Here is a 14,260-nt window from a genome sequence, read left to right as displayed (position 1 = left end):
TATCTCGACATTAAAAGACCAATTGAGGCTAAAAAGATGAGTTTACGTTTAGGCGATACCGCACCGAATTTTGAACAGCAATCCAGTGAAGGCCTGATTAATTTTTATGATTTTCTGGGTGATAGCTGGGGCATTTTATTTTCACACCCTGCCGACTATACACCGGTATGTACGACTGAACTTGGCTATACCGCAAAACTGAAAGATGAGTTTGCAAAACGTGGTGTTAAAGCGATTGCCTTGTCAGTTGATGATGTGGAGTCGCATCATGGCTGGATTAAAGATATTAATGAAACCCAGAACGCCACGGTGAATTTCCCGATCATTGCCGATCAGGATCGTAAAGTTTCCGAGCTATATGACTTTATTCATCCAAATGCCAGTGAAACTCTAACGGTTCGTTCTTTAGTGGTCATTGATCCCAATAAAAAAGTCCGTTTGATTATTACTTATCCTGCATCGACCGGCCGTAATTTCCATGAAATCTTGCGTGTGGTGGACTCCCTGCAACTCACCGATAGCCATAAAGTAGCAACGCCTGCGAACTGGCAGCATGGTGATGATGTTGTGATTATCCCTTCACTGAAAGATGAGGAAGAAATCAAGCAACGTTTTCCAAAAGGTTATACAGCGGTCACGCCTTACCTGCGCTTAACGCCCCATCCTGAGCAAGGATAAGCAGAGCACTGCTCTGCCCTGAGGAATATATTCCGCAAGAAGGTGAGAAGCTATGCTTCGAGCAACAAATTAAAAGGACTCCTTTTTAATTTTGCGCAAGACAAGCAAAGTAAAGGATAAGAGAAACTCTATTTTCCACATTTTATGCTTTATCGAATACGACATTGACGTGCCACGGATTCGATTTGTTGATACAGCCTGTCTTCGGATAGGCTTTTTTATATTCAAAATCCCATATCCACTTTAAACTTGAAATAACAAAAACAACATCTATGCTCTGTATGGAAATCTGCATATTTCTAATCCTGATGAGCTGCCTCCTGACAGGTTGCATGACTACGCCCGCCCTACCTGAACCTCAACGTCCTCAACATTGGGGACAGCCCATTCATCAGGATCATAATTTTCATCAAATCAGCAATTTTGTCTATCGTAGTGAGCAGCCTTCAACTGAACTCATTCCTTTATTAAAACAGCATAAGATCGATGTGGTTATTAATTTACGTTCACGGGATAAAGACAGCTTTCTTTTGAGCAATGAAAAATTTCAGCTGCATCATGTACCCATACATACCTGGGCAATTGATCGGGAAGATTTATTGAAAATTATGCTACTGATTCAGCAAGCACAACAAAATCATCAAAAGGTGCTCCTGCATTGTTATCACGGCTCAGACCGAACCGGTGCCAGTGTCGCCATGTACCGGATTATTTTTGAACATTGGCCGATTGAGCAGGCACTACAGGAAATGAAACATGGCGGTTATGGCTTTCATGCCATTTGGCGCAATATTGACAATCTATTCACCCCTAAAAATGTAAAATGGATTCGCGAGCAACTCACGAATCCATCTACAAAAACTTTGGTTAATGCAAAGAATTAACGCTTATCCAGTGGCACCCAATCATTCACCCAAGCTGATTTCATATTCAGGCTGGCATCAGACGCAATTTTCTTACGGAGTGCATCTGCAGTCTCACGGTCTTTGGACGGCCCCACCATGATGCGTACACCTTTAGAAGTTGAGCTTTTGGTCACTTTATAACCTTTAGCACGCAGTTTGGCTGCTACAGCATCTGCATTGGCTTCATTCGCTGCCAGTGCCACCTGTACCATCCATTGCTTGTCCTCTTCACCTTCCAGTAACTTACGCGCCTGCTCAGCTTCTGCTTTCTTCTTGGCTTCTTCGGCTGTAGCCTTTTTCTTGGCTTCTTCAGCTTTACGTTTTTCGTCAGCTTTACGTTTTTCCTCGGCAGCTTTACGTTCAGCTTCTTTCTTTTCAGCCGCTTTACGCTCTTCCTCGGTTTTACGTTTTGCTTCAGCCGCCTTACGTTCTGCTTCGGTTTTTTGCTGTTGCTCTAACTTGCGTTTTTCTTCAGCGGCTTTACTTTCAGCAGCTTTACGCTCTGCTTCTTTCTTGGCTGCATCAGTAGAACTATTGGCTTTTTGTTGGTCCAGCTGCTGCTGGGCTAACTTTTTTTCTTGCACCGCTTTTTCTTCAGCCAGACGTTTCTGCTTGGCCTGTTCATCTTCCACCAGTTCTGGTGGAATATTATCGGAACTTTGCTGTCCTAGGCGGTGTGCATTCAGGGCAGCATATTCTTCAGCCGCTTTACGTGCAGCATCTGCTTCAGCCTGCTGTTGCATCGCTAAAAATTCGGCTGCACGCGCCTCCTGTTCTGCAACCGCTTTTTCGCGATCACGGCGTTGCTGTTCAAGTAAACGCTTTTCTGTTTCTACATCGACCGTCAAAGAACCGAGCGAATGATTGCCTGCCTCTTTATTTTCAACTTCCGCAGCCTGTGCCGGATTTTGCTGACGGTCCTGATTGATTTCATCTTGGCCTTTCAGGAGTAATGCTGCCAATAAAACACCACCACCGAGTAAAACAACACCGCCCATCCAGCGCTGTTTGTTATTCATTGACATTCTTCCAAATACTCCCATACCGCTTCTAAGGTATGAAATGATCCACATACCAAAATCAGCTGATTATTATCTGTTTGATCCAGTGCTGATTTAAAAGCTAATTTTACATTGTCAAATTGTTCTACCGCCTCACCGCTTAAAGCATCAGCCAAAACTGTGACCTCTGCCGCACGTGGGACGAATAATGGTGCAATTTTCCACAATTGAACCGTGTCTTTCAATAACTTGACGACAGAATTTATATCTTTATCTGCCAGCATTGAAAATACACAAATGACTTCATTATATTTTTGATTGTAATTTAAATAATCTCGTAATTGTTTCAGCAGAAATTCCACCCCATGCGGGTTATGTCCTGCATCAAAAATCACGGTTTTATTCTGGATTTGACGGATTTCAAACCGTCCCGGCAATTTTGCCGTTTGAATGCCTTGTGCAATTGCCTGCTGGCTGACGTTTAATCCGCTCAGCAGAATGGCGGCCACGGCGGTAGAAATATTATCCAGTGCCAGCGAACCTGTTGGGAGTTTTAAGGTCGTACCCGATGAAGCAAAAGCCCAGCTTTGGCCATCTTCAAAGGCTTTATAGAAATAATCACGGTTGATTGCATACAAAGATGCATTACATTCTTGAGCTTTATTTAGAATGGCTTGCGGGATCTGTTGCTGTCCACCAAACGCCACGGGAATATCCGGGCGAATAATTCCGGCCTTTTCAAAAGCAATTTTCTCGATGGTGTCACCAAGCCAGTCAGTATGATCCAGACCAATATTGGTAATCACCGCCACATCCGGGTTGACCACATTGACCACATCCAGACGGCCGCCTAAGCCAACTTCCAGCACCCACACATCACAGACTTGATCTTTAAAAATCACAAAAGCAGCCAAGGTCGTGGCTTCAAAGAAAGATAGGCTCAAACCGCATTCGCGACGAGCCTGATCGACCTGAACAAAAGCATCAATCAGCAACTGATCTTCCACTTCAATGCCGCGCAATTTAACACGCTCATTGAAACGGTACACGTGGGGGGATTGATATAGCCCGACCTTGAAGCCTTGCGCATTCAGGATCGCGGCCAGCGTGGTGGTGGTCGAACCCTTACCATTGGTTCCTGCCACCGTCAGCACTTTGGCCTCTGGAGATGTCACGCCCAGCTTTTCAGCCACAGGAATAACCCGTTCCAGACCTAAATCAATACCCGTAACGTGAACATGGCTCCAATAATCGAGCCATGTATTTAAAGAATCTGTTGCTAAGGGTGCTGTGTTCAATGCAAATTCATCAACTTCGTAACGATACGATAAACTGTATCACGTAATGCATGACGGTGAACAATCTGATCGATTACCCCATGATCAAGCAAATATTCCGCGCGCTGGAACGGTTCTTCCAGTTTTTCACGTACAGTCTGTTCGATCACACGTTTACCGGCAAAGCCAATCATCGCTTTCGGTTCAGCAATATGTACATCACCCAGCATTGCCAATGATGCGGTCACACCGCCGTACACTGGATGAGTCAATACCACTACATAAGGCAGACCTGCTTCTTTTAAACGCTGGATCGCAGCCGAAGTACGCGCCATTTGCATCAGGGACAACATGCCTTCCTGCATACGAGCACCACCCGAAGCAGCAAAACAGATCAAAGGTTGACGAGCTTCAATCGCATGTTCTGCAGCCTGAACAAAGCGGTCACCGACCACTGTGCCCATAGAACCGCCCATGAAGTCGAACTCAAACGCACAGGCAATCATCGGTACGCCTTTCAGCAAACCCTGAATTACCACCAGTGCTTCAGTTTCACCGGTTTTCTTTTGCGCTTCAGCCATACGGTCTGGATAGGCTTTACTATCGACAAATTTCAGGGGATCTTTGGCTATAAATTCCTGACCCAATTCTGTTTGTACCTGATCAAAGAACCAGTTCAGACGTTCACGGGCTTTCATGCGCAAATGTTCATCACATTGCGGACAGACATAGGCATTAAATGACATGGCAGTACGGGTCACCAATGCATGACATTCAGGACACTCAATCGTAGGCTCGGTAAATGTCGCTTTATATGCCGTTTGCTCATCGGGTACCTGAATGCCCGGAACAGTACGCTCCGTCCATGGGGTCGATGGGCTCAGAATTTTGCCTGATTTCACTTGTTGACTCATACTAACTCATCGAGCGCTGCTCGAAGCTCCTTGACTTTATTCACCGTCGCAATAACGGCTTGTTCTGGTGCGAGCGTTGCAAACTGCTTTACAAACGCACTACCCACAATAACTGCATCGGCAGCAACACCCATCGCTTTCGCAGATGCAGCATCACTGATACCGAAACCTACGCCTACAGGAACATCAGTCACAGCTTTAATCTTTTGAATGCGTGCAGCGGCTTCAGAGACATCTAAAGTTGCTGCACCGGTCACGCCCTTCAGTGACACATAGTAAATAAAGCCGCTGGCCTGTTTCGCTACGTGTTGAATACGTGCATCGGTTGAAGTTGGTGCCAGCAGGAAAATCTGATCCATATCATATTTTTCCAGTACTTCACCCAGACCTTGTGCTTCTTCTGGTGGCAAGTCCACCAGCAGTACACCATCTACTCCACATTCATAGGCATAAGCCACAAACTTTTCATAGCCAATCACTTCAACCGGATTCAGATAACCCATCAGTACCACTGGTGTTTCGCGATCTTTCAAGCGAAATTCTTTCACCATGTGCAGGGCATCCAGGGTATTGGTTCCACCTGCCAGAGCACGTTCAGCAGCTAGTGCAATCACCGGCCCATCTGCCATCGGGTCCGAGAAAGGAAGTCCCAGCTCAATCACGTCGACACCCGCTTCCACCATCTCATGCAGCAAAGGCACTGTGACTTCTGGATGCGGATCACCCGCCATGACATAAGAAACTAAAGCTTTACGCTGTTGAGATTTAAGTTGTCCAAATCGTGTGGCTAAACGTGACATAGGGTGGTATTTTCCTTAACGTGTTTCAAACTTGAGGCATTGACTATGTAGAAATACAAGACATCGCATTGTAACGCTATTTTTTGTCCAATGAACAGTCTGCGATACCGACCTCGAGTACTTCATTTCCTGTGCGAAGATTTCAAAACAATTCGGAAGGGTCTATTTACGATTATTTTGATTTTTTTCTCAATGATCAAAGATGCCTAATTTTGCTATTACCTAAAATCCTGAATATTTAGATAAACTTATTTTTATCATATAAAAATTAATAAAAATGCAGATGTTAGCGCATTCATTTAAAGTTTTCTGAAATAGCAAAACCTGCTTTATACTAGTCCTATTCTCTTACTTTTTTATCTCCTATGCAGACTGATTCTGAGGCTACAGTGCAGGCACGCGCCATTGCACTGCTGCCGCTTATTGTATTTTTAACCATATTTTTGGGTAGCGGGATCTATCATTCCCTGATCGGAACCGAGTTCGCGTTCTATCAGGTGAAAGCGCCTGTGGCTGCCCTGCCTGCGATTATCTTGGCTGCATTAGTGTATCGCGGCAAACTCAACCAGGGCATTGAGGAATTCCTCAGAGGTGCCAGTCATCCAAACTTAATTCTGATGTTTATGGTGTTTATGTTGGCCGGCGCCTTTGCCAGCGTCAGTAGCGCCATTGGCAGCGTCGACGCCACCGTGCAGATGGGCCTGTCGGTGATTCCACCCACATTTATTCTGCCGATGTTATTTGTGATCTCGGCCTTTATTGCCACGGCGATGGGTACCTCCATGGGCACCATTGCGGCTTGTGCGCCAATCGCTTTTGGTTTCACCCAGGTTACCGATATTGATGTGATTTATGCGATTGGTGCAGTGGTCGGTGGTGCCATGTTTGGTGATAACCTGTCCATGATCTCAGACACCACCATTGCGGCGACCACCAGCCAACGCGTACAACTGCGTGACAAGTTCAGGGTCAACGTCTGGATTGCGGTTCCAGCCTCAATCGTCACTATTTTGATTTACGTGTTGAGTACCAGTAGTAGCAATGCAGTGGAATACAAGGATTTTAACTGGCTTCTGGTTTTACCTTATATCGCCGTATTTATTTTAGCCTTTAGCCGTTTACACGTTCTCGCTGTGCTGACCATTGGGGTGTTACTTTCCGGCTTGTTTGGCCTGTTTGCCACAGCTGAATTTGATCTGCTCAAACTGAATACTTCAATTTATGATGGCTTTGTCGGCATGTTTGAAGTGGCGTTATTGTCGATGTTCCTGGGTGGCCTCTCGGCGATCATGCAACGAGAAGGCGGTTTACGCTGGCTGATCGAGCGCATTTATAGCTTGACCCGTCTATTTAAAGTTGGGAAGCAACGTGCCGGCGAAATCGGGATTAGTTTTCTGGTGGTGTTTTCGAATATCTTTGTGGCCAATAATACCGTGGCGATTATTCTGTCTGGTGATATGGCGCGTGAAGTCGCCAAAGAATACGGGGTGGATCCCAAGCGTTCTGCGGCACTGATGGATATTTTCTCTTGCGTGGTACAGGGTTTAATTCCTTATGGCGCACAGTTACTACTGGCCTGTTCCATTGCAAAAATCTCGCCGGTTGAACTGATTGGTGGTGTGTACTATTGCTGGATTCTGGCCATTTTTGCGATTGCTGCGATCGCGTTTAGATTCCCTCAGGTGAAAGCAAGCACTTAATCCATCATCCTGCGAAAATAAAAAAGCGACCGATACCGGTCGCTTTTTTCAGCTTCGTGCTTTGTGTAACTGCCTTTTTCGCTCTAACAAGGTCTGTCCGGTGGCTGCCTTATAGGCCCGTGCCAAAGCCGACTGATCAGAATAATCCAGCTGCTCGGCAATCTCGGTCAGACCTAATCCCTGCTGCAACAACAGCTCGCAACGTTTAATCCGCTGCTGTTCCAGCAGTTTTTTAAATGAAGTGCCCTGTGTACTGAATAAGCGCTGCAAACTACGTGTCGACATCAACAACTGCCGGGCAAGCTGTTCAACTTTAATGGCCTGATGCTGGGTCCGCAGCTGTTCGGCAATCATTTGCTGCGCCTGTTCCAAATGATTTTCAAGGGGCGGCTTGGCTGCAATCGCCTGTTCTGCCTGATGAACCAGTAGCTGCAACAGGATTGGATCAGCCTGCTCAGACCCATGTGCCAGTCCTTGCAAATCCAGCTCTATGCCATAATAGTCCTGAGAAAATCTCACCTCACTGGCAAAAAACTTTTGATAATGCATTTGCCCCCTGTCGGGCGCATGGGCAAAACGTACACAGTGCAGTAACAGTTGATGATCCTGCAAAATGACACGCCCCAACTGCACCATCGCGGCCATGGTCAGCTCATTTAACAGATTATATTTTTCATCCAGATAGGCCCAAAATAATTCAAGACTGTGTTCACGCTGCTTCAATTGCAAAGGTACAAACTCACTGCCATCAATCACCAGTCGTTGAAAGCGAATGATATGCCGGATCATTTCCGCAACGCTGCTGCTTCGCGAAGCCATATAACCGAGCACGCCAAAATGTTCTGGACGAATAACCTGCACGATCTCGAAAATTAGTTGTGGACAGTTTAAATGTTGCCGGGTTCTTAACAGAAGCTGATTTAATAATTCCAGCGGCACTTGCGTGGCAAAAGGCTGATCAATCAGGGGGACAAGCGCTTCATGTACATCTTGCAGAAAGTCAGCTTCCAAAGGCTCAATTTGCAGACTGCGCAGATAAGTCGCCCAAAGCTGAATATAACCATTGGGTATTTTAATTTCTTGCATGCGCGCTTCCCGCTGCCTGCTTTAGTCTAAGCAGTTTTATTTTCATTTGGCATAAAATGTATAAAAATTGGCAAGCACTGTCAAAACAATTACGGCATTCCCCGACATACTGTCAGCATCGTCACAAAAAAGAATTCATAAGATGAATGCAGTATTAAAATCTTCAATAAAGCCCGTGGTCCGGACCCAGCTTGATTTTAAACTGGATGAAATCCCGCGCTACTGGTTTGGCGGTGACCCCTTTCTGACCCGCATGTTCGATGCCTTGAGCCTGACCTTTCCAGATGGCGAGCGTTATTTTATTCAGAGTGTGCGCCTGTTCCGAGATCAGATCACAGACCCGGAGCTGCAAAAACGTGTGGCAGATTTTATTCGTCAGGAAGCACAGCACGGCATTGCCCATGAGAAAATGAACCAGCTGATGCGTGAACAAGGCATGCCTGTCGATGATTTTATTGAGCGTCTGAATAATATGTTCGCCTATGACCTCAAACATCGTTCAGCACAGTTCAATATTGCAACTACGGCAGCGGCAGAACACTTGACCGCGCTGATGGCTGAAACTTTTTACGGTCAGAAATCCACCTTAAAAGACGGCCATCCTTATGTACGTGCCATGTTTGCCTGGCATGCGATTGAAGAAATGGAACATCGTGATGTGGCTTTTGACGTGATGAAAGAGGTCGCAAAAACACCTGAATGGATGCGCAAAATGACCCTGCTCAGTACGACATTTTTGATGTTTAGTTATACCGCCTATCGCGCCAATGTCATGCTGAAACATGATGGCTTCAGTGTCTTAGAGCGTCTGCAAATGAACCTGAAAGGACTGCCCTGGTTGTTTGGCCGTAACGGCACCTTGACCCGCATGGGCCCACAATATCGGGACTGGTTTAAAAAAGACTTCCATCCTAGTCAACATCCGGTTATTGCGCAATATGATGTCTGGGTAAAAACCTTAGCCGAAACCAATGATCCAATTCAGGCCGGTGAAGCCTTCTGGCAGGCCGCCAAAGATTAAGCTCAAATCAAAAGAGCCTTCAAAATTGAAGGCTTTTAAATTAGGTCTTATGTCCTGCACTTTTACCATTTGGCATAATGCTGTTCAAGCAAGGCATATTCATTTAGTAAAATAATTTCCTGATCATCCTGCTGAATCGTTCCGGAAACCTTGGCTTGCCACTGACTAAACTGGCTCCCGACCAGACGCAGGTTGAGATTTTCATAACGGCGCCAGCCTGTGCTGACCATCAGATTCAATCTTTCATCCAGCGACTGAATCGTCCATTGGTTTTCCGATTCCTGCTGGAACAGCACATCGGCCAACGGATAAATCTTGCCATTGATCCACAGACAGTTTTCATTGCCAAAACTTTCATTCACACCTGAAGCCAGATTAAGTCCAATCCGATTATGGTTCACATCCCAGAAATTACAGGACAACCAGAACCAGGCCGTTTCCGGGCGCAAAAAGCCACAGGTATCATCCAGAGAAGCAAAGCTGCGTTCATTAAACTGAATGGTTTCACCCTGCTTGTTAATGAAAAAGCCTTCACAGCCCAAAGTGGTCAGTTTCTGAGTATAGGTCCAGCCATTGATGCCGGTCGGACTGCACATACTCAGTGGATCGGTTCCGGCACAGAAAATCCGGGCACTGAGTTTAATTTCGCCGTATTTGCTGACGTTGATATAACGCACGCCGTTGGCATGCTGGATATCGATCTGAAAAGGTGACTTATGGAAATAACTATGATTAAACAGTGGCTGTTCATCCAGCACAGTGTTGCGTGACAGGAAATTAATCGCATTCCATTCCAGCACTTCATTGGTCATATGGTTATAGACATAGACAAAACCATGCCCTGCCCATGCGATATCGGCAATTGCCAGTCCAATGGTATAATGCTCGTGCTGAATACTACAGAATTTGAATTTTTTATATTTTAGATGCTTACGCCAGCCTGACAGCACATGACCATAAGGATTCTTGTATTGATATGCCTGATAGTCAATACTTTTTGGAAGTTCCTTGAAACGTCCATAACGCGGTTGTCCATTTGCCTGAATTAAATCCATTTAAGACATTCCATCTCAGTCAAAACTGCTTTTCCTTGGCAGTATTATGCCGATTATTAAATTTTGATAAAGATTTTTTTAAGTCACTCGTCGAATCATTCAGCTAGCCCTAGGTTTAATTCAATCGCAAACTGCTTTAAATCGTGAGATAAGTATTTTCCCAACGATTGCCACTGAAACTACCCTCTAACAGTTGTACGTAGCGACCATAAACCTGATCAATGGCAATACAGTCATCTACATCCAGCACACGGTCAGTATGCTGTTTTTGCCAGTGCCGGGCGAAGTAGGCTTTACCGCGCTGTTTGGCCACCATGGCATTCTGTGCAACCACCAGCACATAACGATGCAGCTCGCCAAACTCACGTGGATCATAACCACCCAGATTAATCAGCCAAAGTTTTCCATCGGATTGCTGTGGCTGTGCATCAGTAAATTGCAGCGTATAGGATTTGCCCTCGAACTCCAGTCCGTTGATTTGCGCCCAAGCATCAATATGCAGACCTTTCTGTTCCGCAAACCAGGCATTTTTCAATTGCGGATAGGTATCTTCCAGACTCTCTCCTATTGCCAAAACCACATCATGAACTTCTGTATTGGCACGGGCATGACGACCACCGAGCATCACAATAAACAAGCTGGGCATTACATTTCCTTGTTAGCGTCAATCTTTAAGATCATTTCATTGATGCTTGCCAGTATAGCGCAAAGCTATTCCATGATGATGTAGCCATCTGCCAAGGACAAATTTGCATCATCAGCCTGACTGAATTTGCGCAAAACAGCATCCAGTCACTCGGTATCCATCTCCATATCGAGGATCAGTTTAAGCCTGTGTCAGGATCAAAAAACCATTTTCAGTGAATACAATTGGCTAGCGAATCATTTCCGATCATTTTCATCAGGATTTACAGCGATAGAAGATTATTTTTTTGTACAAAATACAAACACGGCTAAACCGCACAAATCTGTACAAATTTTCGCCCAAATTTCAATCTAAAGGCATATTTCGTTGACTGAAATGCGCTGAAAGACGATACTCTCAATGTTTTTATTTAAGCAAATCGGTTCAAAGAGGCTGGGCCAAAAGTTCGGTCCTCAGAAACTCAATCCAACGCAAGGGGCTATATATGGCTGGTGGAAAGTCAACTATCATTTACACACTGACCGACGAGGCGCCATTACTGGCGACTTATTCTCTGCTGCCGATCATTGAGACCTTTACTAAGCCAGCTGGCGTTGAGATCGTCAAAAGTGACATCTCTGTAGCTGTGCGCGTGCTCTCCGAATTTACAGATTACCTAAGCGAAGAGCAAAAGGTGCCTGACACTCTAGCTGAGCTAGGTCGTCTTACACAAGATCCAGACACGAACATTATCAAACTCCCAAATATCAGTGCTTCTGTTGGCCAGCTAACAGCGTGTATCAAGGAACTTCAGTCTAAAGGCTATGCAATCCCTGACTATCCTGAAAACCCGACCACTGAAGAAGAAAAAGCAATCAAGGCACGTTATAGCAAATGTCTTGGTTCAGCAGTAAACCCTGTTCTACGTGAAGGTAACTCAGACCGTCGTGCGCCTGCTGCCGTTAAAAACTACGTGAAAAAACACCCGCACTCTATGAGCGAGTGGAAACAGTGGTCTCAAACTCACGTTTCACACATGGACGAAGGTGACTTCTACCACGGCGAAAAGTCAATGACTTTAGACCGCGCACGTGATGTGAAAATGGAATTGATCACCAAGTCTGGTGAAACCATTGTTCTTAAGCCAAAAGTTGCGCTTCAAGACGGCGAAATCATCGACTCAATGTTCATGAGCAAGAAAGCACTTTGCGACTTCTACGAAAAAGAACTTGAAGACTGTCGTGAAGCAGGCATTCTGTTCTCTTTACACGTTAAAGCAACCATGATGAAGGTGTCTCACCCAATCGTCTTTGGTCACTGTGTAAGAATCTACTACAAAGAAGCATTCGAAAAACATGGCAAGCTTTTTGATGAGCTTGGCATTAATGTCAATAACGGTATGGCCGGTCTTTACGAAAAGCTTGAAACTTTACCAACCTCTGTACGTGAAGAAATCATTGCTGATTTACATGCTTGTCAAGAACACCGTCCAGCTTTAGCGATGGTTGATTCTGCAAAAGGCATCACTAACTTCCATTCACCAAACGACGTGATTGTAGATGCTTCTATGCCTGCAATGATTCGTGGTGGCGGTAAAATGTGGGGCGCTGACGGCAAGCCTTACGACTGTAAAGCAGTCATGCCTGAATCAACTTTCGCACGTATTTACCAGGAAATGATCAATTTCTGTAAATGGAATGGCAACTTCGATCCAAAAACCATGGGTACTGTACCTAACGTTGGTTTGATGGCGCAAAAAGCGGAAGAATACGGTTCACACGACAAGACTTTCGAAATTCCTGAAGCAGGTGTTGCGAACATCACTGACCTAGAAACAGGTGAAGTGTTAATGTCTCAAAATGTGGAAGAAGGCGATATCTGGCGTATGTGTCAGGTGAAAGATGCACCGATCCGCGACTGGGTGAAACTTGCTGTGACTCGTGCACGCAACTCTGGCATGCCAGCAATCTTCTGGCTTGACCCGTACCGTCCACACGAAAATGAACTGATCAAGAAAGTTGAAAAATACCTGAAAGATCATGACACCACTGGTCTTGATATCCAGATCATGTCACAAGTACGTGCAATGCGTTATACGCTTGAACGTGTTGCGCGCGGTCTAGATACTATTTCTGTAACAGGTAACATCCTGCGTGACTACCTGACTGACTTGTTCCCAATCATGGAATTGGGTACATCTGCGAAAATGTTGTCTATCGTGCCATTAATGGCGGGTGGCGGCATGTACGAAACAGGTGCAGGTGGTTCTGCTCCTAAGCACGTACAGCAGTTAGTTGAAGAAAACCACTTACGTTGGGATTCACTGGGTGAATTTATGGCGCTTGCAGTTTCTTTAGAAGAAATGGGTATTAAAGAAGGCAATGACAACATCAAGTTACTTGCCAAAACTTTAGACCGTGCAACTGGTAAATTACTGGATAACGACAAGTCACCTTCTCGTCGTACAGGTGAGCTTGATAACCGTGGCAGCCATTTCTACCTGGCGAAATTCTGGGCTGAAGAACTTGCTGCTCAAGACGAAAATGCTGAATTGAAAGCGAAGTTTGCACCTCTTGCAAAAACTTTAGCTGAAAATGAAGAGAAAATCGTTGCTGAGCTTGCAGAAGTTCAAGGAAAATCAGTAGACATCGGCGGTTACTATGCGATTGATCAAGAGAAAGTAAATGCAGTGATGCGTCCAAGTGCTACTTTGAATGCTGCTCTTGCTTCTATGTAATGAGTTAAAAAATCGATTTAACCTTAGGTTAAATTGATTAAAAAAACCGGCACTGACGTGCCGGTTTTTTTTATGTCCAATTCATGCATCGCAATCACTGAAGTAATCTATTTTTAAACGGTGCTATGCAATGTTATTTTCACGAGTTGTCTTTTAAATCAAGTAGATAATTTTGAAGAGAAGATAAAAAGAAACAGGTTATTATTTTTCAGGCAATAAAAAACCCCAAGACTGAATGCGCTTGGGGTTTTCTAGAATTTTGGTCCCGAGGGTCGGACTCGAACCGACACGTCATCTCTGACAGCGGATTTTGAGTCCGCCGCGTCTACCAATTTCACCACCTCGGGAGTGGATGAAAGGTATAATACGCGATTTCTCAGCACTGTCAACGCAGAATATTTTCATTTGTTTATTTTTAAAACAAATCGCATTTTTTCGTTTTAAAATCGAGCAATTCCCGC

12 protein-coding genes and 1 tRNA gene are annotated in these 14,260 nt (G+C 45.0%); 5 read left to right on the top strand and 8 right to left on the bottom strand.

Going from position 1 to position 14,260, the window contains the following annotated elements; genetic code table 11:
* The first annotated feature begins 36 nt into the window (after positions 1–36).
* Together PYW33_RS02740 and PYW33_RS02735 are read left to right on the top strand one after the other, a co-directional pair.
* The gene (locus tag PYW33_RS02740) at positions 37–678 is read left to right on the top strand and encodes a peroxiredoxin (RefSeq protein ID WP_004645179.1); all 642 of its coding nucleotides are present in this window, start codon (positions 37–39) and stop codon (positions 676–678) included.
* A gap of 281 nt (positions 679–959) precedes the next feature.
* On the top strand, positions 960–1,562 hold the full coding sequence (locus tag PYW33_RS02735) for a dual specificity protein phosphatase family protein (RefSeq protein ID WP_004645178.1): 603 nt from the start codon (positions 960–962) through the stop codon (positions 1,560–1,562).
* Here PYW33_RS02735 and PYW33_RS02730 read toward each other — a convergent pair.
* Genes PYW33_RS02730 through trpA form a run of 4 tightly spaced genes read right to left on the bottom strand, consistent with a single transcriptional unit; the run spans position 1,559 to position 5,575 of the window.
* Positions 1,559–2,602, bottom strand: a complete 1,044-nt coding sequence (locus tag PYW33_RS02730) for an SPOR domain-containing protein (protein WP_004645176.1) — start codon at positions 2,600–2,602, stop codon at positions 1,559–1,561. The genes PYW33_RS02735 and PYW33_RS02730 overlap by 4 nt on opposite strands.
* Positions 2,599–3,882: a bifunctional tetrahydrofolate synthase/dihydrofolate synthase gene (gene folC, locus PYW33_RS02725; RefSeq protein ID WP_004645175.1), complete on the bottom strand. Its 1,284-nt coding sequence runs from the start codon at positions 3,880–3,882 to the stop codon at positions 2,599–2,601. The genes PYW33_RS02730 and folC overlap by 4 nt, the downstream gene beginning before the upstream one ends.
* Positions 3,879–4,775, bottom strand: coding sequence for an acetyl-CoA carboxylase, carboxyltransferase subunit beta (gene accD, locus PYW33_RS02720; RefSeq protein ID WP_004645174.1), 897 nt, complete (start codon positions 4,773–4,775; stop codon positions 3,879–3,881). The genes folC and accD overlap by 4 nt, the downstream gene beginning before the upstream one ends.
* Entirely contained in the window at positions 4,772–5,575 is an 804-nt protein-coding gene (gene trpA, locus PYW33_RS02715) for a tryptophan synthase subunit alpha (RefSeq protein ID WP_004645173.1), read from the bottom strand. The genes accD and trpA overlap by 4 nt, the downstream gene beginning before the upstream one ends.
* A 365-nt stretch (positions 5,576–5,940) precedes the next feature.
* Here trpA and PYW33_RS02710 point away from each other — a divergent pair, with 365 nt between their 5' ends.
* Positions 5,941–7,275, top strand: coding sequence for a Na+/H+ antiporter NhaC family protein (locus tag PYW33_RS02710; protein WP_004645172.1), 1,335 nt, complete (start codon positions 5,941–5,943; stop codon positions 7,273–7,275).
* Positions 7,276–7,323: 48 nt separating this feature from the next.
* Here PYW33_RS02710 and PYW33_RS02705 read toward each other — a convergent pair whose 3' ends face one another.
* Positions 7,324–8,361 carry an AraC family transcriptional regulator ligand-binding domain-containing protein gene (locus PYW33_RS02705; RefSeq protein ID WP_004645171.1) on the bottom strand — a complete coding sequence of 346 codons (1,038 nt, stop codon included), beginning with the start codon at positions 8,359–8,361 and terminating at the stop codon, positions 7,324–7,326.
* 142 nt (positions 8,362–8,503) lie between these two features.
* Between PYW33_RS02705 and PYW33_RS02700 the strand changes: the two genes are divergently transcribed.
* Positions 8,504–9,382: a metal-dependent hydrolase gene (locus PYW33_RS02700; RefSeq protein ID WP_004645170.1), complete on the top strand. Its 879-nt coding sequence runs from the start codon at positions 8,504–8,506 to the stop codon at positions 9,380–9,382.
* Between the two features lie 62 nt (positions 9,383–9,444).
* On the opposite strand, the gene PYW33_RS02695 is transcribed toward PYW33_RS02700, so the two are convergent.
* Positions 9,445–10,437: a DUF2804 domain-containing protein gene (locus PYW33_RS02695; RefSeq protein WP_004645169.1), complete on the bottom strand. Its 993-nt coding sequence runs from the start codon at positions 10,435–10,437 to the stop codon at positions 9,445–9,447.
* Between the two features lie 136 nt (positions 10,438–10,573).
* Entirely contained in the window at positions 10,574–11,083 is a 510-nt protein-coding gene (locus PYW33_RS02690; protein ID WP_004645167.1) for a DUF1543 domain-containing protein, read from the bottom strand.
* A 484-nt stretch (positions 11,084–11,567) separates the two neighbouring features.
* On the opposite strand from PYW33_RS02690, the gene PYW33_RS02685 reads away from it, so the two are divergent.
* Positions 11,568–13,799, top strand: a complete 2,232-nt coding sequence (locus PYW33_RS02685; protein ID WP_004645166.1) for an NADP-dependent isocitrate dehydrogenase — start codon at positions 11,568–11,570, stop codon at positions 13,797–13,799.
* A 260-nt stretch (positions 13,800–14,059) separates the two neighbouring features.
* Here the strand turns inward: PYW33_RS02685 and PYW33_RS02680 are convergent.
* A tRNA-Leu gene (locus PYW33_RS02680) sits at positions 14,060–14,146 on the bottom strand.
* Positions 14,147–14,260 lie beyond the last annotated feature (114 nt).

Source organism: Acinetobacter lwoffii, from assembly GCF_029024105.1.
Lineage (GTDB): Bacteria > Pseudomonadota > Gammaproteobacteria > Pseudomonadales > Moraxellaceae > Acinetobacter > Acinetobacter lwoffii.
Note: the sequence above shows the minus strand (reverse complement) of the source record. Positions and strands in the feature narration are given on the sequence as shown.

Bases quoted from the DNA above. Each gene is read 5' to 3' on its own strand.
- PYW33_RS02710 (WP_004645172.1), top strand. From the start codon at position 5,941: ATGCAGACTGATTCTGAGGCTACAGTGCAGGCACGCGCCATTGCACTG.
- PYW33_RS02735 (WP_004645178.1), top strand. From the start codon at position 960: ATGGAAATCTGCATATTTCTAATCCTGATGAGCTGCCTCCTGACAGGT.
- PYW33_RS02700 (WP_004645170.1), top strand. From the start codon at position 8,504: ATGAATGCAGTATTAAAATCTTCAATAAAGCCCGTGGTCCGGACCCAG.
- accD (WP_004645174.1), bottom strand. From the start codon at position 4,775: ATGAGTCAACAAGTGAAATCAGGCAAAATTCTGAGCCCATCGACCCCA.
- PYW33_RS02685 (WP_004645166.1), top strand. From the start codon at position 11,568: ATGGCTGGTGGAAAGTCAACTATCATTTACACACTGACCGACGAGGCG.
- PYW33_RS02695 (WP_004645169.1), bottom strand. From the start codon at position 10,437: ATGGATTTAATTCAGGCAAATGGACAACCGCGTTATGGACGTTTCAAG.
- PYW33_RS02740 (WP_004645179.1), top strand. From the start codon at position 37: ATGAGTTTACGTTTAGGCGATACCGCACCGAATTTTGAACAGCAATCC.
- PYW33_RS02730 (WP_004645176.1), bottom strand. From the start codon at position 2,602: ATGAATAACAAACAGCGCTGGATGGGCGGTGTTGTTTTACTCGGTGGT.
- PYW33_RS02690 (WP_004645167.1), bottom strand. From the start codon at position 11,083: ATGCCCAGCTTGTTTATTGTGATGCTCGGTGGTCGTCATGCCCGTGCC.
- PYW33_RS02705 (WP_004645171.1), bottom strand. From the start codon at position 8,361: ATGCAAGAAATTAAAATACCCAATGGTTATATTCAGCTTTGGGCGACT.
- trpA (WP_004645173.1), bottom strand. From the start codon at position 5,575: ATGTCACGTTTAGCCACACGATTTGGACAACTTAAATCTCAACAGCGT.